The sequence below is a fragment of the Aliiroseovarius sp. S2029 genome (genome assembly GCF_023195575.1).
Taxonomy (GTDB): Bacteria; Pseudomonadota; Alphaproteobacteria; order Rhodobacterales; family Rhodobacteraceae; genus Aliiroseovarius; species Aliiroseovarius zhejiangensis.
In genome coordinates this window covers 356,079-379,271 of record NZ_JALPQE010000001.1, presented here as the reverse complement: position 1 = coordinate 379,271, position 23,193 = coordinate 356,079, and the positions used below count along the sequence as shown (strand labels likewise).

Annotated in this window: 21 protein-coding genes; 9 read left to right on the top strand and 12 right to left on the bottom strand. The window is 59.6% G+C overall.

What is annotated here, in order from left to right:
- Nucleotide 1 precedes the first annotated feature (1 nt).
- Nucleotides 2-430 (top strand): nitrate reductase cytochrome c-type subunit, encoded by a 429-nt coding sequence (locus MUY21_RS01890; RefSeq protein ID WP_248408713.1) that lies wholly within the window; start codon nt 2-4, stop codon nt 428-430.
- 32 nt (nt 431-462) lie between these two features.
- Nucleotides 463-1,170, top strand: coding sequence for a NapC/NirT family cytochrome c (locus MUY21_RS01885; RefSeq protein ID WP_248408712.1), 708 nt, complete (start codon nt 463-465; stop codon nt 1,168-1,170).
- 75 nt (nt 1,171-1,245) lie between these two features.
- On the opposite strand, the gene MUY21_RS01880 is transcribed toward MUY21_RS01885, so the two are convergent.
- The 6 genes from MUY21_RS01880 to MUY21_RS01855 all read right to left on the bottom strand — a co-directional run bounded on the left by MUY21_RS01880 (nt 1,246) and on the right by MUY21_RS01855 (nt 7,628).
- Complete coding sequence (locus tag MUY21_RS01880; protein ID WP_248408711.1) at nt 1,246-2,235, bottom strand: ABC transporter substrate-binding protein; 990 nt, start codon at nt 2,233-2,235, stop codon at nt 1,246-1,248.
- A 38-nt stretch (nt 2,236-2,273) separates the two neighbouring features.
- Nucleotides 2,274-3,119, bottom strand: coding sequence for an ABC transporter permease (locus MUY21_RS01875; RefSeq protein WP_248408710.1), 846 nt, complete (start codon nt 3,117-3,119; stop codon nt 2,274-2,276).
- A complete protein-coding gene (locus MUY21_RS01870; RefSeq protein WP_248408709.1) occupies nt 3,116-4,051 on the bottom strand; it encodes an ABC transporter permease subunit in 936 nt (311 codons plus the stop codon). Before MUY21_RS01870 ends, MUY21_RS01875 begins: the two co-directional genes overlap by 4 nt.
- On the bottom strand, nt 4,044-4,826 hold the full coding sequence (locus tag MUY21_RS01865; protein ID WP_248408708.1) for an ABC transporter ATP-binding protein: 783 nt from the start codon (nt 4,824-4,826) through the stop codon (nt 4,044-4,046). The genes MUY21_RS01870 and MUY21_RS01865 overlap by 8 nt, the downstream gene beginning before the upstream one ends.
- A 2-nt stretch (nt 4,827-4,828) precedes the next feature.
- A complete protein-coding gene (hydA, locus tag MUY21_RS01860) occupies nt 4,829-6,286 on the bottom strand; it encodes a dihydropyrimidinase (protein WP_248408707.1) in 1,458 nt (485 codons plus the stop codon).
- 94 nt (nt 6,287-6,380) lie between these two features.
- Nucleotides 6,381-7,628, bottom strand: a complete 1,248-nt coding sequence (locus MUY21_RS01855; protein ID WP_248408706.1) for a Zn-dependent hydrolase — start codon at nt 7,626-7,628, stop codon at nt 6,381-6,383.
- Between the two features lie 139 nt (nt 7,629-7,767).
- On the opposite strand from MUY21_RS01855, the gene MUY21_RS01850 reads away from it, so the two are divergent.
- Together MUY21_RS01850 and MUY21_RS01845 are read left to right on the top strand one after the other, a co-directional pair.
- Nucleotides 7,768-8,484 carry a TetR family transcriptional regulator C-terminal domain-containing protein gene (locus MUY21_RS01850; protein WP_248408705.1) on the top strand — a complete coding sequence of 239 codons (717 nt, stop codon included), beginning with the start codon at nt 7,768-7,770 and terminating at the stop codon, nt 8,482-8,484.
- Nucleotides 8,477-9,103 carry a TetR family transcriptional regulator C-terminal domain-containing protein gene (locus tag MUY21_RS01845; RefSeq protein WP_248408704.1) on the top strand — a complete coding sequence of 209 codons (627 nt, stop codon included), beginning with the start codon at nt 8,477-8,479 and terminating at the stop codon, nt 9,101-9,103. The genes MUY21_RS01850 and MUY21_RS01845 overlap by 8 nt, the downstream gene beginning before the upstream one ends.
- On the opposite strand, the gene MUY21_RS01840 is transcribed toward MUY21_RS01845, so the two are convergent.
- The 4 genes from MUY21_RS01840 to glpD form a co-directional block, all read right to left on the bottom strand.
- Nucleotides 9,084-10,034: a DMT family transporter gene (locus tag MUY21_RS01840; RefSeq protein ID WP_248408703.1), complete on the bottom strand. Its 951-nt coding sequence runs from the start codon at nt 10,032-10,034 to the stop codon at nt 9,084-9,086. The two genes, MUY21_RS01845 and MUY21_RS01840, sit on opposite strands and share 20 nt — an antisense overlap.
- Complete coding sequence (preA, locus tag MUY21_RS01835) at nt 9,982-11,286, bottom strand: NAD-dependent dihydropyrimidine dehydrogenase subunit PreA (RefSeq protein ID WP_248408702.1); 1,305 nt, start codon at nt 11,284-11,286, stop codon at nt 9,982-9,984. Before preA ends, MUY21_RS01840 begins: the two co-directional genes overlap by 53 nt.
- Nucleotides 11,286-12,626 (bottom strand): NAD(P)-dependent oxidoreductase, encoded by a 1,341-nt coding sequence (locus MUY21_RS01830; protein WP_248408701.1) that lies wholly within the window; start codon nt 12,624-12,626, stop codon nt 11,286-11,288. Before MUY21_RS01830 ends, preA begins: the two co-directional genes overlap by 1 nt.
- A 100-nt stretch (nt 12,627-12,726) precedes the next feature.
- A complete protein-coding gene (glpD, locus tag MUY21_RS01825) occupies nt 12,727-14,295 on the bottom strand; it encodes a glycerol-3-phosphate dehydrogenase (RefSeq protein WP_248408700.1) in 1,569 nt (522 codons plus the stop codon).
- A 112-nt stretch (nt 14,296-14,407) separates the two neighbouring features.
- Here glpD and MUY21_RS01820 point away from each other — a divergent pair, with 112 nt between their 5' ends.
- The 3 genes from MUY21_RS01820 (at nt 14,408) to MUY21_RS01810 (ending at nt 17,954) form a co-directional block, all read left to right on the top strand.
- Nucleotides 14,408-15,166 carry a DeoR/GlpR family DNA-binding transcription regulator gene (locus tag MUY21_RS01820; RefSeq protein ID WP_248408699.1) on the top strand — a complete coding sequence of 253 codons (759 nt, stop codon included), beginning with the start codon at nt 14,408-14,410 and terminating at the stop codon, nt 15,164-15,166.
- A gap of 92 nt (nt 15,167-15,258) precedes the next feature.
- On the top strand, nt 15,259-15,717 hold the full coding sequence (locus MUY21_RS01815) for a (2Fe-2S)-binding protein (protein ID WP_282568906.1): 459 nt from the start codon (nt 15,259-15,261) through the stop codon (nt 15,715-15,717).
- 2 nt (nt 15,718-15,719) lie between these two features.
- Nucleotides 15,720-17,954: a molybdopterin cofactor-binding domain-containing protein gene (locus MUY21_RS01810; RefSeq protein WP_248408698.1), complete on the top strand. Its 2,235-nt coding sequence runs from the start codon at nt 15,720-15,722 to the stop codon at nt 17,952-17,954.
- Between the two features lie 837 nt (nt 17,955-18,791).
- Here the strand turns inward: MUY21_RS01810 and uvrB are convergent.
- A complete protein-coding gene (gene uvrB / locus MUY21_RS01805) occupies nt 18,792-20,969 on the bottom strand; it encodes an excinuclease ABC subunit UvrB (protein WP_282568905.1) in 2,178 nt (725 codons plus the stop codon).
- Nucleotides 20,970-21,569: 600 nt separating this feature from the next.
- Between uvrB and MUY21_RS01800 the strand changes: the two genes are divergently transcribed.
- A complete protein-coding gene (locus MUY21_RS01800) occupies nt 21,570-21,881 on the top strand; it encodes an ETC complex I subunit (protein WP_248408697.1) in 312 nt (103 codons plus the stop codon).
- A gap of 43 nt (nt 21,882-21,924) precedes the next feature.
- Here MUY21_RS01800 and MUY21_RS01795 read toward each other — a convergent pair whose 3' ends face one another.
- Nucleotides 21,925-22,683: an alpha/beta fold hydrolase gene (locus tag MUY21_RS01795; protein WP_248408696.1), complete on the bottom strand. Its 759-nt coding sequence runs from the start codon at nt 22,681-22,683 to the stop codon at nt 21,925-21,927.
- A gap of 123 nt (nt 22,684-22,806) precedes the next feature.
- Here MUY21_RS01795 and MUY21_RS01790 point away from each other — a divergent pair, with 123 nt between their 5' ends.
- Nucleotides 22,807-23,169, top strand: coding sequence for a hypothetical protein (locus MUY21_RS01790; RefSeq protein WP_248408695.1), 363 nt, complete (start codon nt 22,807-22,809; stop codon nt 23,167-23,169).
- Nucleotides 23,170-23,193 lie beyond the last annotated feature (24 nt).

Genomic DNA, 23,193 nt, shown 5'->3' with positions numbered 1-23,193 from the left:
AATGAAAAAGAACATTCTGATCAGCGCCATCGTCGCCCCGACGCTTCTGGCCACCGTCGCCTTTGCGCAAAGCGCGGGCGGCGTCAGCACGCTGCGCGGGGCGGATGTGGCAGACCCTGTCGCGGTCGAGGATGTGTTCCACCAGGACGAAACGCGATTTGCGCGAAACTATCGCCAGCAACCGCCACTGGTGCCGCATTCGATCGACCAATATCAGATCGACCTGAAAGCCAACCGCTGTCTGTCCTGCCACGACTGGACAGTTGCAGGCGAACGCAAGGCGCCAACCTTGTCGATGACCCACTATCTGGATCGGGAAGGCAATCAGATGGATACGGTGGCGGGGACGCGCTGGTTCTGCAACCAGTGCCACGTGCCTCAGGCTGACGCGCCGGAGCTGGTCGACAATACATTCGAGCCTTCGAACTGAAACCGGACGAATAGGGAAAAAGGAAAAGGGACATGTCTAAAGCAAACCCCGGTTTCATCCGCCGTTTGTGGCGCAAATTCTGGTCCCCGGCAGGGGCAGTATCACTCGGTGTCATTCTGGTTGCCGGCTTTTTCGTCGGGGTTGTCTTCTGGGGCGGTTTCCACTGGGCGCTGGAAATGACCAATACCGAGAAATTCTGCATCTCGTGCCACGAGATGGAAGATAACGTCTATGCAGAGTACCAGGGCACCGTTCACCAGAACAACAGCTCTGGCGTGCGGGCGACCTGCCCGGATTGTCACGTGCCCAAGGATTGGGGCCCGAAGATCGTGCGCAAGATCCAGGCGTCGAAAGAGCTTTACGGCCACTTCATCACCCGATCCATCTGGACGCGCGAGAAGTTTGAAGATCACCGGCTTGTCATGGCAACGCGGGAATGGCGCCGGATGAAATCGACGGATTCCAAGGAATGCCGCAACTGCCACAGCTTCGATTTCATGGATTTTACGCAGCAGGAAAACCGTGCCGCCGACAATCACCAGATCGCGTTGGACGAAGGCAAAACCTGCATCGACTGTCACCAGGGCGTTGCGCATGAGTTGCCCGAAAACTGGCAGGCTGAGTATGAGGAAATGTCCAACCAGCTTGCCGCCGAGGGCAATCTGACGCTGCCCGATGGGCGCGTCGTCGCAGATGCCAAGGACGAGTTGAACGGATATCTGTCGGGATCGACCAACTGATCCTGACAGGGGTGTGAAAAAAAAGCGGCGCGCCGTGATTGGCGCGCCGTTTCCTTTTTTGACCTCTGATCTGAGTCAGTTCAACGCTGCATCCGTGATGACGCTCGTCCAGGCCCCTTCGGGTTCCTTGGTGATCACGGGGTCGGATCCGCCGGACAACAGCGTTTCGACCGTCCGCTGATAGGCCGCCGGGTCAAGTGCCCCATTGGAACCGGCAGTCAGCTTGGCAATCTCGCCCATCATGCGAACCTGGTGCTTTTCGGTCTGGGCGCCTGTTTCGTCATATTCCAGGACGATCATGGCCGCGTCCTCCGGGTTTTCCTCGGCCCATTTCCACCCCTTCATCGAGGCGCGCACAAAGCGTTCCATCTTGTTGACGAATGCCTCGTCGCTCAGATTTTCTTCCAGAACGTAAAGGCCATCTTCCAGTGTCGCGACGCCCTGATCCTCGTACTTGAAGGTGATTAGCTCTTCCGGGGTCACACCTGCGTCGATCACCTGCCAATACTCGTTGTAGGTCATGGTCGAAATGCAGTCGGCCTGTCGTTGCAAGAGCGGGTCGACGTTGAAGCCCTGTTTCAGCACTTCGACCCCGTTTTCGCTGGCCCCATCGGTTGCAATGCCCATTTTTGACATCCAACTCATGAACGGAAACTCGTTGCCGAAGAACCAGACACCAAGCGTGCGATTGGTCAAATCATCCGGGCTTTCGATACCCACATCGCCCCAACAGGTCAGCATCATGCCCGAGGACGCGAAAGGTTGGGCGATGTTGACCAGTGGCAGACCTTTTTCGCGTGCGGCTAATGCGGCCGGCATCCATTCCACGATCACATCTGCCCCGCCACCTGCGATCACCTGCGTGGGCGCAATGTCCGGCCCGCCGGGCAGGACTGTGACGTTCAGATCCTCTTCAGCATAGAACCCCTGATCCAGCGCGACATAGTAGCCCGCGAACTGGGATTGCGTGACCCATTTGAGCTGCAAGGTCACATCATCTGCCGCCATGGCGGTGCCAGATGTGACGGCCAGGGCCATCGCCCCGATCACTGATTTGACTTTCATAATCTTCTCCTTGTTGAACCTTATGTTTTTTTGTTTGCTCAGCCTCGTTGGGATGGGTGCCAGAACGTCACCTTCTTTTCAAACCACGCAACCACACCATAGAACAGCGTGCCTGCCAAGGCCGCGACGACGATCTCGGCCCAGACGAGGTCGATTGACAGGCTTCCGACCCCGGTTGAGATACGGAACCCCATGCCTCGGGTAGGGGATCCGAAATATTCGGCTACGATGGCTCCGATCAGGGCCAGCGTCGCCCCGACCTTCAATCCATTGAAAATGAACGGCATGGCGGCGGGAATGCGCAGCTTCCACAGGGTCGTGAAATAGCCAGCCGCATAGGTTTTCATCAGATCGCGTAACATCACGTCTGTTTCGCGCAGCCCCTGCACGGTGTTGACCAATACGGGGAAGAACACCATGACGACGACGACCGCCGCCTTGGATTGCCAGTCGAACCCGAACCAGCTGACCAGAATGGGGGCGACCCCAACAATCGGCAGGGCCGCGACGAAGTTTCCGATGGGCAACAGGCCCCGGGTCAGGAAGGGTGACCGGTCGATCAATATCGCCACACCGAACGCTGCTGCCGCGCCGATGAGATAGCCGCGCAGCGCGCCTTTCAGCACGGTTTGCGTGAAATCCTCCCACAGCATCCCGGTTGATCTGGCGAACGTATCTGCGACGGCAGAGGGTGGGGGTAGGATTGCCGCCGAGACATTGAAGGCATGGACCAGGGCCTCCCAGGCGACGACAAGCGTCAGCCCGAAGATCACTGGCACCACGACACGCACCAACCGTGTCTCGGCCCATTTCGACCGGACCATTGCGACATTCGCGGCCCATGCGGCCAGCCAGAAAACAAGGGCAAGGATCAACCAGTTCATGAGCGCATCCCCATCCGACGCAAGAGCACCTGCTGCGTGCGGTCAATCACTGTGACCAGCACGCCAGCCAGGATCGCGGCGGCAAACAGCGCCGCCCAGATCGCCAGTGGTGTGCCGAACTGATCGCCGATCAGGATCCGTGCGCCCAGACCGCTGATCGCACCTGTTGGCAGTTCCCCCACGATGGCACCGACCAGCGCGGCCGCAATCCCGATCTTGAGCGAGGTGAACAGATAAGGCAGTGACGCAGGCACGCGCAGTTTCAGAAACCGCTGCACACCCGAGGCGCTATAGGTCTTCAGCAAGTCCAGCTGCTCGGCGGTGGGCGAACGCAGACCTTTCACCATCCCGACCAGTACCGGGAAGAAACACAGGTAGGATGAGATTAGGGCTTTGGGAAAGCCGCGCCCTTCGATTCCCACTTGTGAGGACAGCACGATGATCATCGGCGCCAGCGCCACGATGGGAATGGCCTGCGATATGATCGCCCATGGCATTACCGACATCTCGATCACCCGTGATTGCACGATGGCAATCGCGCCGACGATCCCGATGGTCGTGCCCAGAAGGAAGCCCCAGAAGGTTGATTGCAGCGTGATCCAGCCGTGATAGATCAACGAGCGTTTGGACCATGTGCGCCCTTTCAGAACCATTTCGCCCGTGGTGCGCCACAGCTCCTGTCCGACCTGCGCAGGGGTGGGCAGGCGCGGTCGCTCAAGGCTGTAGCCCTCCGCGATGTGCTCGCGGTTCTGTGCCATGAGGGTCCAGACCGATATATTGCGCCGCTCGACCGCAGAAGGCGGATCAATCGCGGCGCCTGTGCGCTCGGCCTGGTCCAGGGCCACACGAATGTTCATCGGGGCGACCGCCAGATACCAGATGACGACGATCGACGCCAAAACCGTCAGGACGGAAAGCGCGGTTTTAGTCATAGGAATGCCCCGCGCGCAGCCCTTCGCGCACCCGGTGTGCCACATCCAGAAACGCCTGCGTGTCGCGAATGTCCAGTGGACGATCGGCAGGCAGGGGGTTTTCGATCACGTCCGAAATCCGGCCGGGACGCGGTGACATGACGACGATCTTGGTCGACAGATACACCGCCTCGGGGATCGAGTGGGTGACGAAGGCAATCGTTTTCTGCGTCTTTGCCCACAACTTCAAAAGCTGCTCGTTCAGGTGGTCCCGCACGATCTCGTCCAGCGCGCCGAAGGGTTCGTCCATCAGCAGGATGTCGGCGTCAAAGGCCAGTGCGCGCGCAATCGACGCCCTCTGCTGCATCCCGCCTGACAATTGCCAGGGAAACTTCTTCTCAAACCCTGCAAGATCAACCAGTTCCAAAACCTTCTTGATGCGCGCGTCCTGCTCGGCCTTGGGATAGCCCATGATCTCAAGCGGCAGGCGCACATTGCGCCCGATGGTGCGCCACGGATAAAGCCCTGCGTGCTGAAACACATAGCCATAGGCGCGTGACTTGCGCGCCTCGCGGGCGGACACGCCATTGACCGTGATTGACCCGCCCGTGGGTTGTTCCAGATCCGCCATGCAGCGAAGGAAGGTGGTTTTGCCACAGCCTGACGGTCCGATGAAGCTGACGAAATCGCCCTTATTGATGTCAAGCGACACGTCTTTCAACGCATGCACCGGGCCGTCATTGGTTTGAAAGGTCAGCGAGAGGGTCTCGGCCTTGATCGCGGTTTCTGTAGCCAAAGTCAGACCCCTGTCGCTGGAATGCCGGTGCGTTTGACCGGCTGCGGCGCGGTCAGTTCTTTCCACTTGCTCAGCGCCGCGTTGACCGTCGCATTCGGCGCGCGTTCGACAAATTTGCCGTGGCCTTCCTGGGTCTTGATCTCGCCGTCATGCACCGCAACCTGGCCGCGTGTCAGCGTGAAGCGGGGCAGGCCTTTGACCTTGTGGCCTTCAAACACGTTATAATCGATGGCCGATTGTTGGCTGCCTGCCGTGATGGTCTTTTCCTTCTCGGGATCCCACACAACAAGGTCGGCGTCGGCCCCCACCAGAACAGCTCCTTTCTTGGGATAGCAGTTCAGGATTTTGGCGATGTTGGTTGAGGTGACGGCGACAAATTCATTCATCGTCAGGCGCCCCGTGGCCACGCCATTCGTCCAGAGCATCGGCATGCGATCTTCCAGACCGCCGGTGCCGTTCGGGATCTTGGTGAAATCCCCCACACCATAGCGTTTCTGCTCGGTTGTGAACGCACAATGGTCGGTGGCGACAACCGACAGGCTGCCCGATTGCAGGCCAGCCCATAGGCTGTCTTGATGCTTTTTGTTGCGGAAGGGGGGCGACATCACGCGGCGTGCGGCGTGGTCCCAATCCTTGTTGAAATACTCGCTTTCATCCAGCGTCAGGTGCTGGATTAGCGGCTCACCCCAAACCCGTTTGCCCTGCATGCGGGCGCGGCGGATCGCCTCGTGGCTTTCCTCGCAGGACACATGCACGACATAGAGCGGTGCACCGGCCATGTCGGCAATCATGATCGCGCGGTTGGTGGCTTCGCCTTCGACCTGCGACGGGCGGGAATAGGCGTGGGCTTCCGGCCCGGTGTTACCCTCGGCCAGCAGCTTGGCGGAGAGTTCCGCCACCACGTCGCCGTTTTCGGCATGCACCATCGGGGTCGCGCCCAGTTCGGCCAGACGGCTGAACGAAGAGTAGAGCTCGTCATCATTCACCATCAGCGCGCCCTTATAGGCCAGGAAGTGCTTGAAGGTGTTGATGCCGCGGTCCTGAACGACGGTTTTCATGTCGTTAAACACCTGCTCGCCCCACCAGGTTACGGCCATGTGGAACGAATAGTCACAGTTTGCGCGGGTCGATTTGTTGTCCCAGCGCTTCAGCGCGTCCAGCAAGCTTTCGCCTTGATTGGGCAGGCAGAAATCGACCACCATCGTGGTACCGCCCGCCAGACCGGCGCGCGTGCCGCTTTCGAAATCATCCGATGAGTAGGTGCCCATAAATGGCATCTCGAGGTGCACATGCGGGTCGATCCCGCCGGGCATGACATAGCAGCCGGTGGCATCCAACTCCTTGTCGCCCTTCAGGTCCGCCCCGATTTCAATGATGACGCCGCCTTCAACAAGGACATCTGCCCTGTAGGTCAGGTCAGCGGTCACGACGGTGCCGTTTTTGATGGCTGTGGTGCTCATATCTTGTCTCCCTGATGGCCAGGCGCAGTTTCCCTGCTTCTTCTGGCGTTAAATATCCCGGGGTCCGGGGCAGCGCCCCGGTCCGACCGTCACATCATTTTATAATCTCCGCGGTGTTCAGAACGGCGTGCAACAACACATCTGTCCCCGCCTGTGCCCATTCCTTCGAGATTTCCTCGGCCTCGTTGTGGCTCAACCCATCCACACAAGGGCACATGATCATCGCGGTCGGGTATATTTCGTTGATCCAGCAGGCGTCGTGACCCGCGCCGGACACGATGTCCATATGGCTGTAACCCAGTTCTTTCGCGGCATTTCGCACGGCGTCCACGCAGCCCTCGTCAAAGGCGGGCGGGTCGAAGGTGCCGACCATTTCCCAGCTCATCTCGACGCCGATATCCGCGCAGAGCTTCGGCGCGCGCTCGTCAAACTCGGCGATCATCGCGTCGATCACCTCTTTCAGGTGCGAGCGGAAATCGACGGTGCAGACGACCTTGCCGGGAATGATGTTGCGCGAGTTCGGATAAACGTCGATGTGACCGATGGCCCCCACCGCGTTGGGCTGGTGCTTCATCGCGATTTCATGCACCAGTTCGGTGATCAGGGCCAAGCCACGACCCGCATTGATCCGCATGGGCATCGGGGTCGATCCGGTGTGGCTTTCCTTGCCCACAATCGTCACTTCCAGCCAGTTCAACCCCTGACCATGAGTGACAACGCCAATATCCTTGCCTTCAGCTTCCAGAATTGGCCCTTGTTCGATGTGCAGTTCGAACATCGCGTGCATCTTGCGGGCGCCGACCTTTTCATCGCCAACCCAGCCGATGCGTTTCAACTCGTCGCCGAACTTTTTGCCTTCGGCGTCCACGCGGTCGTAAGCCCAGTCTTGCGTGTATTTTCCGGCAAACACGCCCGAGGCCAGCATGGCCGGGGCAAAGCGTGTGCCTTCCTCGTTGGTCCAGTTGGTCAGAACGATGGGGTGTTTCGTCTTGACCCCCATGTCGTTCATCGTGCGGATGGCTTCCAGCCCGCCCAGCACGCCAAGAACCCCGTCATACTTGCCGCCAGTGGGCTGCGTATCCAGATGCGAGCCCATATAGACGGGCAGGGCCTCGGGGTCTTCGCCCGGACGCGTGGCAAACATATTGCCCATGGTGTCGACGCCCATGGTGCATCCGGCGTCTTCACACCATTTTTGAAACAGGGAACGGCCCTCGGCATCTGCGTCGGTCAGGGTCTGCCGGTTATTGCCGCCCGCAACGCCCGGGCCGATCTGGGCCATCTCCATGATGCTGTCCCATAGGCGGTCAGGATCAATGCGCAAATTGCTTCCGTGGCTCATGTCAATCTCCCAATTGGATATGCTTTCGGCGGCGCGGATTCTAGATTCCGTCTTGATGACAGGCTGACGGATTTCTGCACGATCGGTCAATCTTTTTCTGACCGATCGTGCAGAAACACCTGTTTTTCGGGCAGAACCCATGGCACAAGATGAAACCCTGTGCGGGTTTTGCACATGGAAGGTGAGTGTGAAGAGCGACGTGAACAAGACGACAAGAGGCATCCAAAGCCGCAATCGCGAAGAGGTGACGACCCGCATTCTGGTCGCCGCCGAAAAGGTGTTTGCCGAATTTGGCTATGCTGGCGCATCCATCAGCCGGATCGCCGCGTCCGCCGGGATACCCAAGTCCAATGTCGTCTACTACTTCGAAACGAAAGAGGCGCTCTATCGCCGCGTGGTGGGCGAGATCTTCGATATCTGGCGCGCCGCCGCAGACAGCATCAGCGTCGACAACGACCCGATCCATGCGCTGGGTGAATACATCGACACCAAGCTCGATCTTGCCCGAACCCGGCCCTATGGCTCGAAGGTTTGGGCGAACGAGATCATCCAGCGTGCCCCCATCGTGCAGGACTATCTGGAAGACGAGTTGCGCTCCTGGACCGAAAACCGCATCACCGTGATCGAGGCGTGGGTGCAAAACGGCCAGATTCGCCCGATCAGTGCCCGCCACCTGCTTTATGCAATCTGGGCGACGACGCAGCATTATGCTGACTTCACCCACCAGATCACGACGTTGAATGACGGGGTCGAACTGAGCGACGCGCAATGGGAGGACACCAAGACAGCGGTGAAAGACCTGCTGTTGTCCGGGGTGGCATTGCCGGGGCAGGATGGGGTCGCGACGGATGGCTAAGGCAGATGTTTCCCCGCGCCGCACCCGCATCCAGCGCGAAAAGCGGCAGGCCATATTCGAGGCTGCTCTGGACGTGTTCTCCGAGAAAGGTCTGCGCGGCGCGACCCTTGATCAGATCGCCAATGCCGCCGGGTTGTCCAAGCAGAATATTGTGTACTATTTCAATGGCAAGGAAGCGATCTATTCCGAGCTGCTGGAAAGTCTGCTGGAAGAATGGGTCAGTCCCCTGCGCGACCTGTCTGCCGATGGCGAGCCGCTGGACGAAATCCTGACCTATGTGAGCCGGAAGATGGAAATGTCGCGAAAGATGCCGCGTGAAAGCCGGTTGTTCGCGACCGAGATTCTGCATGGCGCGCCCCGACTTGGGGAAATGCTGACAGACGATCTGAAAACGCTTGTCGATGAAAAGGCCGCGGTGATTGCCAATTGGATGGTCGAGGGGCGGCTTGCCACCATCGACCCGCATCATTTGATTTTCTCGATCTGGGCGATGACGCAGCACTATGCCGATTTCGACCTTCAGGTGCAGGCGGTTCTGGGTCCCGTACGCAGTGACACGCGGTTCGAGGACGCCGAGGCGTTCATCAAACACATGCTCGTCAGGGCGCTTCTCCCCTAAGCAGCATTGCCAGCGCCAGAAGTGTGGCGGCCACGCCTATCAAAAGAAGCGGCGGTTGCGTTGCGCCATAGAACAGGAAATCCCACAGCACCACCCAGCTTGGCACCAGATAAGTGTAGGCCATGACCTTTCCGGCGGGCAGGCGCTGGGCGGCGTATTGCACCAGAAAGAAGGTGCCAGCCGTGGTGACGATGGCAAGATAGGCGATGACCAGCCAGACCGCCGGACGCAGGGCGGCAAAATCGGTGTGGATCAGGTCGCCATATCCGTAGATGCCGGTCACGATCAGCGATCCCAGCACGGTGCCAAGCGATGTTTGCAACGGTTTCACGTCATGGGCCAGCTTCCGCGCCAGCGCAGGCACCAGCGCATGACCCAACGCGCCGACGGCAAACAACGCCTCGCCGCGGCCAAGTTCGAACCGCATCAGCGCGCCGATATCCGCGCGAAAGATCACCCAGACGGCCCCAGCCGCGCCGATGGTCAGAGCGATCAGCGTCCAACGGCCTGACCTCTGCCCCGCGATCAGCAATCCGCAGCCTGCCGCCATCAAAGGCGTCAGAGTAAAGACCGCGGCGGTGGATACGGCGGTTGTGATCCGCAAGGCCTCGAACATCGTGATGAAATAAACGGCCATCAGCCCGCCCATCAGCCCGAACCGCCAAAACCCGCGAAAGACGGGGCGCACCGGCACCCGCAAGACGCGCGCCAGTCCGAAAAGGACCAGCGCGGCCAGTGCAAACCGCACCGTGTTCAGGGCGGCGGGGGTGATTTCTTTCGCGACGATGTGTCCAAAGCTGAACGACAGCGACACCAGCGCCGAGAAGGACAGCATCGCCAGATGGCCCTGTCGCGCGGGGGACAGGGCCTCGCCGGTCTTATTCGGCGGCAGTGGCGGTTGGGTTGTTGGGGTGGGTCGTCCAGTTGGCATATTCTTTCTCAACAACCTTGCCTGTTCGTTCGTCCACGGCACCTGGCGCGATGGTTTCCATGGTAATGCAGCCCTCGACCGGGCAGACATTGACACAGAGGTTGCACGCGACGCATTCGTCGTCCTTCACGTCAAAGACGCGATCATCCGACATGCTGATCGCCTGGTGCGATGTGTCCTCACAGGCTGCATAGCAGCGCCCGCATTTGATGCAAGCCTCTTGGTCGATCCGCGCCTTGGTGACGTGGTTCAGGTTCAGATATTGCCAATCTGTGACATTGGGCACGGCGCGGCCCACAACCTCGTCAATCGAGGTGTAGCCCTTTTCGTCCATCCACTGGCTCAGGCCCGAGATCATCTCTTGCACCACTTTGAATCCATAGGTCATGGCCGCCGTGCAGACCTGCACGTTGCCCGCGCCAAGGGCCATGAACTCGGCCGCATCGCGCCATGTGGTGACGCCGCCGATGCCCGAAATGGGCAGGCCGCGCGTGCCGGGGTTGCGGGCAATCTCGGCGACCATGTTCAGGGCGATGGGTTTCACCGCCGGGCCGCAATAGCCACCATGGGTGCCTTTGCCGTCGATGGTCGGCTCGGGTGCCATGAGGTCAAGATCGACATTGGTGATCGAGTTGATCGTGTTGATCAGGCTGACCGCATCGGCCCCGCCATCCTTCGCGGCCTGCGCCGGGTTCAGGATGTTGGTGATGTTGGGCGTCAACTTCACGATGACGGGCAGGTCGGTAGCTTCCTTACACCAGCGCGTGACCATTTCGATATATTCCGGCACTTGCCCCACGGCGGACCCCATGCCGCGTTCGGCCATGCCGTGTGGACAGCCGAAGTTCAGCTCGAACCCATCGCAGCCGGTTTCGGCAATGCGGGGAATGATGCGTTTCCACTCATCCTCTTCGCAGGGCACCATCACGGATGCGATCAGCGCGCGATCGGGATAGTCCTTCTTCACGCGGGCCATTTCCTCAAGGTTGACCTCAAGCGGGCGGTCGGTGATCAGTTCGATGTTGTTCAAACCCAACAGGCGACGGTCTGCGCCGTGAATGGCGCCATAGCGCGGGCCGTTCACATTGACGACGGGCGGCCCTTCAGCCCCCAGCGTTTTCCACACGACACCGCCCCAACCAGCTTCGAACGCGCGGCGCACGTTGTATTCCTTGTCGGTGGGTGGGGCCGAGGCCAGCCAGAACGGGTTGGGGGATTCAATTCCAAGAAAATTTGATGTCAGGTCGGCCATTAGCTTGCTCCTGTCAGAGTGGCGTGGATGTCCATGGCCGCATCGCGACCTTCGGCAACGGCGGTGACGGTCAGATCGTCGCCGCCTGAGGCGCAATCGCCCCCGGCCCAGACATGTGCCAGATTGGTTTTCTGCGTGGCATCGACCTTGATCTTGCCGCCATCCAGCGCCAGCGCGTCGGGCGTGTGGCCCAGTTTCTGGCCGATGGCTTTGAACAGTTGATCGGCGGGCAGGGTGAAGGTCTCGTCCAGCGTGACCAGCTTGCCATCCCGCGTCTCGGTATAGGCAAATGTGACGGCGCGCAGCGACCCGTTGCCTTCGATCCCGACAGGGGTCGCGTTGCAGATCAACCTGACACCCTTCTGCCGCGCAAGATCCTGTTCGAATTTGGATGCGGCCATCGCCTCTTGCCCGCGACGATAAACGATGGTCACGTCTTCGGCGCCCAGCAGTTTGGCCTGCACACCCGCATCAATCGCGGTCATACCGCCGCCAATGACGACGACGCGCCGCCCAACGGGCAGGGTGGTCAGATTATCGGCCTGACGCAGATCGGCGATGAAATCGACGGCGGGCGAGACATTGTCCTTATCTTCGCCCTCCAGCCGCAGGGCGTTCACGGCGGACAAGCCCATGCCAAGGAACACGGCGTCGAAATCACATTGCAGCCCGTCCAACGTGACGGATTGCCCCAAAGCCTGTTCATAGCGGATTTCGATCCCGCCAATCGACAGAAGCCAATCCAGTTCCCTCTGCGCGAAGTCGTTGGTGGTTTTATAGGCCGCGATGCCAAATTCGTTCAGGCCGCCGCCCTTGGCGCGGGCTTCAAATACCACCACGTCATGTCCCAACATCGCCAAGCGATGCGCGCAGGCAAGGCCCGCGGGGCCAGCGCCCACAACCGCAACTTTCTTGCCGGTCGCATCCGCGCGGGTGAATGGATGTTTGCCCGCCGCCATCAGCGTGTCGGTTGCAAAGCGTTGCAGGCGGCCGATTTCGACGGGCTTACCTTCGGCGACTTCGCGCACGCAAACCTCTTCGCACAGCGTTTCGGTGGGGCAGACCCGCGCGCACATCCCGCCCAGAATGTTCTGGTCAAGGATGGTCTTGGCCGCCGCTTCGGGCGTGCCTGTCGCGATCTGCCGAATAAACAGCGGTATGTCGATCGAGGTCGGACACGCCGTCATGCACGGCGCATCATGGCAAAAGTAGCACCGATCGGCGGCCACCAAAGCCTCGTGATCGTCATATTCTGGATGGAGGTCCGAGAAATTGGCTTGCACGTCGGCTGGCGCTATTCGACCCGGAGACACTCCGTTTTCCCTGTTGATTTGGGGCATTTTTCGATTCCCATTCTTGTTTTGACCTTACCATGAAGGCACAAAATCAAGAATTTTACCAGATGGTAAAAAATAAATCTGAAAAGCGGCCCCAGACCCGTCAGAGATTGCGCGTGATCCAGTTGTCCAGAACTTCGATCTCGCCTTTCTGCATCCGCAGGCCCAGTTTCGACCGTCGCCAAACCACATCTTCCGCGCGCATCGCAAATTCCTTGTCGATCAGCCACCGCACCTCGCGCTCGGTCAGGGTTGCGCCGAAGGCGGTGCCCAGATCATCCTCGCAACAGGCGTCCCCCAGCACATCCCAGCTTTCCGTGCCATAGGCGCGCAGCAGGCGGTTGGCCCAGAACGGGGTCAGAAATGGAAAGTCCGCTTGCAGTTTGTCGATTATGCCAGACACGCCATCCACCGCAAAATCGCCGCCGGGCAAGGGTACACCGGCGGTCCAGTCCGGTTCGTGCACGGGCAAATGCGGGTCCAGTTTCGCCATGACGGCCTCGGCCAGACGGCGATATGTTGTGATCTTGCCGCCTAAGATGTTCAGCGCAGGCGCCCCATCCGCGTCATTCAGCTTCAGCACATATTCCCGCGTTGTCGCCGTGGCCGACCGTGCCCCGTCATCGTAAAGCGGGCGCACGCCGGAATAGGTCCAAACCACGTCATCCCTTGTGATGTCATTCCTGAAATACTGATTGGCAAAGTCGATGAGGTAGTCCATTTCCGCATCCGAACAGACCGGACGGATATCGGCATCCTCATGTGGCGCATCAGTGGTGCCAATCAACGTGAAATCGGTCTCGTACGGGATGGCGAAGATGATCCGTTCATCTGTGCCCTGAAAGAAATAAGCCTTGTCGTGATCAAACAGCTTTCGCGTCACGATGTGCGAGCCGCGCACAAGGCGCACCTTCTCGGCAGTGTTCACGTCAAGCGCCCCGTCGATCAGCTTGCCAACCCAGGGCCCGGCGGCGTTCACAACAATTCTGGCCTTGTGCAGTGTGGTTTGCCCCGTGCGACTGTCCTCGGTGCGTATGATCCAATGGTCCGCGTGTCGCGCCGTTGCAACCACCTTTGTGCGCGGCAGGATCGAGGCCCCGCGTGCTTGCGCATCGCGCGCATTCAGGACGACAAGACGGGCATCCTCGACCCAGCAATCAGAATACTCATAGGCACGGGTGAATTTGGGGTCGAGGGGTTGGCCTTCTGCCGTGCCCGGCAAGGCCAGCGTTTCGGTGCCGGGAAGAATCTGACGTCCGCCCAGAGTGTCATAGAGGAACAGCCCAAGCCGGATGAGCCATGCAGGCCTGCGTCCCTTCATCCAGGGCATCGCGAAAGACAGGAGTTTCGAGGTCGGCGTGTCCCCCTCAAACCGCATATCCTTGTGATAGGGCAGCACGAAGCGCATCGGCCAACTGATATGCGGCATCGCGCGCAACAGAACCTCGCGCTCGATCAAGGCTTCGCGCACCAGACGGATGTCGAAATACTCAAGATACCGCAATCCGCCGTGAAACAGTTTTGTTGAAGCAGACGAGGTTGCGCCACCGATATCATGCATCTCGGCCAGCGTGACGGACAGCCCCCGACCGGCCGCATCGCGCGCAACCCCACAGCCGTTGATCCCGCCCCCGATGATAAACAGGTCGATGATGTCGTCAGTCGAAGCCATAAGAAGACCTTTTCGTTTCGCAGGGATTATGCGCCGATTCTGCCGCAAGCGAAAGGAAAAGACTTTCGTAGATGTTCGTTTTCCGGCAAATTGGGATCAGGAAGGGCAAACCATGTCTCAAACATTTCGTATCCCCGAAATTCTGGCAATGGCGCGCCGGGACGGTCAAGTGTCGGTCGACAAGCTGGCGGCGCATTTCGGCGTCACCTTGCAGACGATCCGGCGGGATTTGTCGGAACTGGCGGATGCCGGTCGGCTGGAACGTGTGCATGGTGGGGCGATCCTGCCATCGGGCATTACGAATATCGCCTATGAGGAGCGCCGCGCGCTGAACCAATCCGCCAAGGCCCGGATCGCTGCGGCCACGTCACGAATGATCCCCAACGATTGTGCGGTTTTTTTGAACATCGGCACCACCACCGAAGCTGTCGCCCGCGCGCTTGTGCACCATCAGAACCTGCTGGTGGTCACGAACAACATCAATGTGGCGCAGATCCTGGGGACCAATCCGGATTGTCAGGTCATCGTGGTGGGGGGCACCATGCGCCCTGCCGATGGTGGTGTCGTGGGGGAACTGGCCGCGCGTTTCGTGTCTGCATTCAAGTTTGATTTTGCTGTCATCGGCTGTTCCGCACTGGATCATGACGGGGATATTCTGGATTACGACATGCAGGAAGTGGTGGTCAGCCAATCTGCGTTGAACCAGGCGCGCGCTACTGTTCTGGTCTGCGATCAGTCCAAGCTGACGCGGGCCGCGCCCGCGCGCATCGGATCCGTTTCAGAACTGGATCATATCGTGACCGATTGCGCTCTTCCTGCTGATTTGTCCCGGATATGTCACGCGGCGGCGACCCATATCAATGTTGCTTAACGCACGATTCTATGGTCACTATCACATGACCGGCGGTCATTTATCCGCCGTCCAAACGAGCAGTAGCAAAAACTTCGGCCGAGGGTGGATCGTTGCAACTTAACGTGAATGGCACTGTACACGAGGTGGATGTCGAAGACGACATGCCGCTGCTGTGGGTCCTGCGGGACGAGATCGGGCTGAACGGACCGAAATATGGCTGCGGCGTCGCGGCCTGTGGGGCATGCACTGTGCATGTCGGTGGGGTGGCCGTGCGGTCGTGTCAAACCCTGGTGTCCGACGTGGATGGGCCAGTGATGACCATCGAGGGGATGGGGACACCTGACGAAATGCACGCCGTGCAAGCGGCCTGGCTGGAACACCAGGTGGCGCAATGCGGGTATTGCCAGGGGGGGCAGATGATGCAGGCAGCCGATCTGCTATCGCAAAATCCAGACCCCACGGATGCCGATATTGACGAGGCAATGTCGGGCAACCTGTGCCGCTGCGGCACGTATCCCCGCATCCGTGCCGCCGTAAAGACCGCGGCCAGAACCATGCGGGGAGGCTGATCATGGGCCGGGCCGGAACCATTGCACGCCGTAGCTTCGTGGTCGGATCTGTCGCCCTTTTGGGCGGGGTGGCGTTCGGGTATTATCAATACAAACGCCCGCCCAAGAACCCTTTGCTTGATGGGCTGGGCAAGGACGAAGCCGCCCTGACACCCTATGTGCTGATCAACGCAGACGGCATCACCCTAACCACGCCACGGGCGGATATGGGGCAGGGCAGCTACTCGGTTCAGGCCGCGCTGATCGCCGAGGAACTGGATGTCGCGCTTGACCAGATCCGCGTCGACCCCGGCCCACCGTCGAAAGCCTATTACAACACCGCATTGGCCAACGAGGCCGTGCCCCTTCCCAGCACGGACCAAAGCACGGCAGCCAATGCCATGCGGGGCACCGTCGATGCGGTGATGAAATTCATGGGGCTGCAACTGACAGGCGGATCGACCACTGTGCCCGACGGGTACGAGAAACTGCGCATGGCCGGCGCGGTCGCCCGCGAGACGCTGAAACAAGCCGCTGCCGAACAGACCGGGCTTGCCGTTACCCAATTGAAAACGGATCGCGGGGCGGTGCTGTTGCCGGATGGCCAGCGCGTTCCGTATCAGGCGCTTGCAGCAACTGCGGCCAGGATTGATCCTGTGACGAATGTGACTTTGCGGCCGTCGACCCAGTGGCGACTGATCGGAAAGCCCATGCAACGGGTTGATATGGTGGCGAAATCCACTGGCACGCAGGCCTATGGTATCGACCACCGGATCGATGGGATGGTGCATGCGGCGATCCGTCTGAACCCCCGTAAGGGAGGCGATGTTGTCAGCTTTGACGCCTCCGCCGCCGAAGCCATGCGGGGCGTGCAGCAGGTCATCGCGGTGACGGGCGGCGTTGGCGTGATCGCGGATAACACCTGGCGAGCCTTTCAGGCCGCCGACGCGATCGAGGTCGAGTGGGGTCCGGCCCCTTACCCCGCCGCGCAGAGTGAACACTGGCAGGTATTGACGGACACGCTTGATGCGGCCGCCCCGGATGCGACGCCACGCGACGATGGTGATATGGATGCTGTCGATGCCTCAATCGAAGCTGAATATCGCGCGCCTTATGTGGCGCATGCGCCGCTGGAGCCGCTGAACGCCACGGTTCTTGTGGGGGAGGGACGCGTAGATGTCTGGACCGGCAACCAGATCCCGCGCATGACCCAGGCCAGCGTGGCCGACATGACGGGCGTGCCGGCCCGCGATGTGCATGTGCATATCCTGATGATGGGTGGCAGTTTCGGCCACCGACTGGAAGACGAGGTCGTCAAGCGCGCGACCGAATTGGCGATGGCGCTGCCGGGCACGCCGGTCAAGCTGACCTATAAACGCGAAGAGGATACTGCGCAGGACTATACCCGCCCGATCGCTTTGATGCGGGGGCGCGGTTCGGTTGACGGCGGCAAGGTCACGGCGATGGAAGTTCGCGTGGCCAGCCCCTCGATCCTGGACAGCCAGATGGGCGAGCGGCAGGGGATGAACCTGCCCGGTCCGGACAGCGCAATCACCCAGGCGCTGTGGGACCAACCCTATGCCATTCCAGACTATCGCGTGGTCGGCTATCGCCCGCCCAAACTGGGGCCTGTCAGCTCTTGGCGGTCGGTCGGGGCGTCACAGAACGCGTTCTTTCACGAAAACTTCCTGAATGCGCTGATCCACGAGGCCGGTGCCGACCCGGTCGAAGAACGGCTGCGCCTGATGACAGATGCGCCGTCGCGCAAGGTGTTGGAAGCCGTGGCCGATATGTCGGACTGGGGCGGATCACTTGATCGGAACACGGCGCGCGGCGTGGCCTTCAGCCTGTCCTTCGGCACCCCGGTCGCCGAAGTGGTCCAGATCAGCCAAACCGCGGCCGGAATTGCCCTGGACAAAGTCTGGGTGGCGGCCGAGGTGGGCCGCGTCGTGGACCCGATCAACTTCGAGAACCTCGTGCAGGGTGGTGTGATCTGGGGGCTGGGGCATGCGATCAACAGCCAGATCACCTATGCCGATGGCATGGCCGAGCAGCAGAACTTTTTCGATTTCGAAGGACTGCGGAATTACCAGACGCCTGAAATTTTCGTGCGCGGGCTGGAAAACCGTGATCGGGTGACGGGCATCGGTGAGCCGCCCGTGCCGCCCGCCGCACCGGCCTTGGCCGAGGCGCTGTTCCAGGCAACCGGCGAACGCCCGACCGAAATGCCCTTCGCCAACACGTTCACATTCGTCTGACCGATCTTCCACCACTCACGGGGTCAGACATCAAGGCGCGCTCGTCAGAAATGGCGGGCGCGTTTGATATAGGGGGGATGAGGAGGGGCCTTGCCCCTCTGCGCATGCGCGCATTCACCCCAGGATATTTGGAGCCAGAAGAAGGGGTGTGGATTGATTGGTGCTGCTATCTGGCAATTAAGATAGTGGTGAAGCACGCGGAAAACCGAGATCGTTTGAAACTAACTCCGTGCCGTTAATGTCTTCTGCTCTGGTGAGGCGATCTTTAAGCTACCGCGGGTCCAAATTTTGTTAGGGAGCGGATTGGACTTGTGTGATCCCAGTGTCTGCAGATTAACTGCGCCATTCGCTCTGAATATGTAGAAAGTGTACCAACCAGTCGCTTAGTTCTTTTCGATCCGCCAAACCCACCACAATCTCTGACAGAATTTGCCGCATTGACTGCAGTATCGGGGGGCGTGACGCTCTCTTCAGGGTTCTTTGGTGGAAGTGAATTGGGATAGAGAAATATGGCTTTCAGTTTTGGAGAAACACAGATTTATCAAAGGAATGCTGGAACGCGGCGATCGTCAGCACGATATCGCATCTTATTTTGGTGTGAACGGCGGGAGAGTTGGTGAGGTCGCGTCTGGTAATTGCGACTACCCCAATGCCACCCCTTTATCCGAGGAGAACTTGCCACAACCGGGTCCTTAAGTTGGAGCAAAAACGGTATTCGAAATAAAGCAGGTGATACAGGAGGCCGTTGAACTGCTAGAAGGGGCTGGCGAAGACGCTGAAGTGGCGATTGACGCTCTTAATGCAGCACTCAAGAAGCTTTGAAACTTCCGCAACTGATTAGCGACCCTTCCTCTTCCTCCGACCAGCCCGCTGCCCCGGCTTGCCGGCCTTTGAGCGTCCTTTTACCGACTGCGCGGCCTCTCCTGCCGCCTCAATCGCAGATTGACGCGCCAGGGGATCGTCTGCGATCGCCAGTTCGACGGCTTCCAGCCGGTGCACTTCATCCCGCAAACGCGCGGCTTCTTCGAATTCCAGGTTTTCGGCCGCTTTGCTCATTTGGGCTTTCAACCCTTCCAGATGGGCGATCAGGTTGTCGCCGATCATCGGTTTGTCGATGGTCGCCGTGACGCGCGCCATATCGGTGTCGCCGTCATAAAGACCAGCCAGCACGTCATCCACGTTCTTTTTGACCGTTTCGGGTGTGATGCCGTGCAGCTCGTTATAGGCTTTCTGTTTCTCACGCCGCCGGTTGGTTTCGTTCAACGCGCGTTCCATCGAGCCGGTGATCCGGTCAGCATACATGATGACGCGGCCTTCGGCGTTGCGCGCGGCGCGGCCGATGGTTTGCACAAGCGAAGTTTCCGAGCGCAGGAAGCCTTCCTTGTCCGCGTCCAGAATGGCGACGAGGCCACATTCGGGAATGTCCAATCCTTCGCGCAGCAGGTTGATGCCCACCAGCACGTCAAAAGCGCCCAAGCGCAGGTCACGCAGGATTTCGATGCGTTCAATCGTGTCGATGTCCGAATGCATATAGCGCACGCGGATGCCCTGTTCGTGCAGGTATTCGGTCAGGTCTTCGGCCATGCGCTTGGTTAATGTCGTGACCAATGTGCGCATACCGCGGTCGGCCACCTTGCGCACTTCGTCCAGCAGGTCGTCGACCTGCATTTCAACGGGGCGGATTTCGACTTCGGGGTCCAAGAGGCCGGTGGGGCGGATCACCTGTTCGGCGAAGACACCACCGGTCTGCTCAAGCTCCCAACTGCCGGGCGTGGCTGAGACGAACACCGATTGCGGGCGCATGGCGTCCCATTCCTCGAACTTCAGGGGGCGGTTGTCCATGCAGGAGGGCAGGCGGAACCCGTGTTCGGCCAGTGTGTATTTGCGCCGGTAGTCGCCGCGATACATGCCACCGATCTGGGGCACGGAGACATGGCTTTCATCGGCAAACACGATCGCATTGTCGGGGATGTATTCAAACAGGGTGGGGGGAGGTTCGCCCGGCGCGCGGCCCGTCAGATAACGAGAATAGTTTTCGATCCCGTTACAGAAGCCTGCGGCCTCAAGCATTTCGAGGTCGAATTTCGTGCGTTGTTCAAGGCGCTGGGCTTCCAGCAGTTTGCCTTCGTCCTCGAACTGCTTCAGACGGACGGCCAGTTCCTGTTTGATGCTCTGAATCGCCTGTTTCAGCGTCGGCGTGGGCGTGACGTAGTGCGAATTGGCATAGACGCGGACCTTTTCCAGCGTGTCGGTTTTCGCGCCGGTCAGAGTGTCGAACTCGGTGATCGCCTCGAGTTCTTCGCCGAAGAAAGACAGGCGCCAGCCTCGGTCTTCCAAGTGGCTGGGCCAGATTTCCAGACTGTCGCCGCGCACCCGGAACGACCCGCGTTGGAAGGCGTTGTCGTTGCGCTTGTATTGCTGGGCCACGAGGTCACGCATGACGGATCGCTGGTCGTATTCCTTGCCGACCTCGATATCCTGCGTCATGGCGGTATAGGTCTCGGGGCTGCCGATGCCATAGATGCAACTGACCGACGCCACGATGATCACATCGTCCCGCTCCAGAAGCGCCCGCGTGGCCGAGTGGCGCATCCGGTCGATTTGCTCGTTAATCTGGCTTTCCTTCTCGATGAAGGTGTCCGACCGGGGGACGTAAGCCTCGGGCTGGTAATAGTCGTAATAGCTGACGAAATATTCGACCGAGTTGTCGGGGAAATACCCTTTCATCTCGCCATAGAGCTGCGCGGCGAGCGTTTTGTTCGGGGCCAGGATGATCGCAGGACGCTGCGTTTCCTCGATGATCTTGGCCATGGTAAAGGTCTTACCGGTGCCAGTTGCCCCCAGAAGAACCTGTTCGCGTTCCCCGCTGTTGATCCCGCTGACCAGTTCAGCGATGGCGGTGGGCTGATCGCCTGCGGGTTTGAACGGGGTGCTCATCACAAATCGCTTGCCGCCTTCCAGTTTGGGGCGGGCTGTCGGGGCAAGGGTCGGGTTGGTCAACGGGCTGTGGGTCATGCGAATCCTTCCGCTGGTTAGAATGGTCACATTTTGTTCTGCTTCAAGGGGTAAGGAAAACTTTACCTCTTCCTCCCCATAATTAGCGAATTGAGCGATTTGCCCAGATTTCGGATCATGACACCAAGATAGTCGCTTTCGGAATTGTGAAGGCATTTACCAGTTAGCAACCAAAGGTTGCATGAGTGCAGAGAGGAGCGAAAGCCACCTTTTTGCTTACTGCTATCTAAATGTATGAAAAATAACAGAAATATTTGTCGAAATTGGCAAAATTTCTCTCAAAAAATACAACTGATGGTATTTTTTGGGCTTGCTCAGCCCATGGCAGCACGCTAAGTTGAACGGGCAAGCAGCAGAACGGTCTGCCGGTGGCGACGATACACCCACCCCACCCCACCCCTCGCTCCCTCGGAGCTACCGGCAGCCACTCTCTTTTTCAAAACCACCACTCACGATGCGCTTCCAGCCCGCAGCAGGGTTGGAAGTCGCATGTGCCCTGTCGGTACCCGATTGCGCCGGACGCCGGATTACCTGCCAATTTCCCTTGAAAATCCGCCCGGCATGCCGGATAAACCGTCCAGGCTTTCAAGGAGATCCCGGATGCGTGCACGTATCTATCAACCCGCCCGTAACGCCATGACGTCAGGACAGGCCAAAACCAGGGTTTGGCTGTTGGAATACGCCCCGGACGAGGCGCGGGATGTGGATCCGTTGATGGGGTGGACGAGTTCGTCCGACACGCAAAGCCAGGTGCGGTTGAAATTCGACACGAAAGAAGCCGCGCTGAACTATGCCCGCGATCACGGAATCGACGCGATTGTGCAAGAGCCGCACAAACGTCACCCGAATATTCGGCCGGGGGGGTATGGCGAGAATTTTGCCACCAATCGGCGTGGTCCCTGGACCCACTGAAGCGCCGCAAGCCCACATTCACCAGTCAGTTTGACATGTCTTGTCAGGCGTCTAGAAACGCAAGCGCCGAGGCTTCAAATTCGCGTGGCTTTTCGGCGTGCAGCCAATGTCCAGCCTGCGGTATCTTGGCGTGCCGTGCTTTCGGGAACAGTGTTTTGATGTGCGGCCTGTGGTCGGGCAGCACGTAATCTGACATCGCCCCGGACAGGAACAGCACGGGGCCTGTGAACTGTTCCGTCATCTCGGGAAATCCGACGATCAGATCCATGTCGCGTTCAAGCACATCAAGGTTCAGGCGCCATGCGCGCGCCTTGACGTCCAGCGATTGCAGCAGGAACGCCCGCACAGACGCTTCATCGACGAACTGCGCCAGTTGCCGGTCTGCATCCCCACGCGTTTCAACCTGCGACAGGTCGATGCTGCGCATTGCCGTGATCATGGATTGTTGGCTGTGGGCATAGGCAACGGGGGCGATGTCAGCCACCAAAAGGCGGCGCACCATGTCGGGTTGGGTCATCGCAAAGACCATCGCCGCCTTGCCGCCCATGGAATGCCCGATCACATCTGCGGTGCCGCCCAGGCTGTTCACCACCTCGGCCAGATCGGCGGCAAGGTCGGGATAGCTGTGGCTGTCCGTCCACGGGCTTTGACCGTGGTTGCGCATGTCCACGCAGACCACCTGGCGAGTGCCTGACATGCGTTTGGCGATCACGCCCCAGTTGCGCGCGGACCCAAACAGCCCATGCGCAATCAGGACCGGCGGTTGCACCGTGTCGGTGCCATGTGTCTGCATCTCGAGCATGCGGTTTGATAGCGCGGCGATGGGTGCGCTTGAACCCCTTTTTTCTTCTGTCGCCTCTTTCGCGTCTGGTCGCAATGCCGATAAGATGGACGCGAAGAGGGATCATGGAAGGCAGGCGACGTCGTGGACATACACGCGTGCACAGATCGGCTGGCCCAGCTGCTGGAACAGCGGCTGGATATTCGCGGCGCGGGGTTTGAAACCAAACTGCGCCGCGCCGGTCGGTTATTGCCACGCCATTTGCGCCGTGACGGTGACAGACTGGTTGAGGCCATGAGACTGGCCCAGCATCCGCGGTTGGGGCGGCAGTTGGATCAGGTGAGGCTGGAGAAAGCGGCCAATGCGATCGAGCATTATTTGCTGAACTTCGATGCGTGGGACCGACGACGGGGCATTGCGGTCAGCGTTTCGACCAGCATTCTGACGAATATCCTGATCGTCATCGCCTTGGGTCTGTGTCTCGCCCTTTGGCGCGGATTGATTTGAGCAAGTTTCAGGACATAAACACGG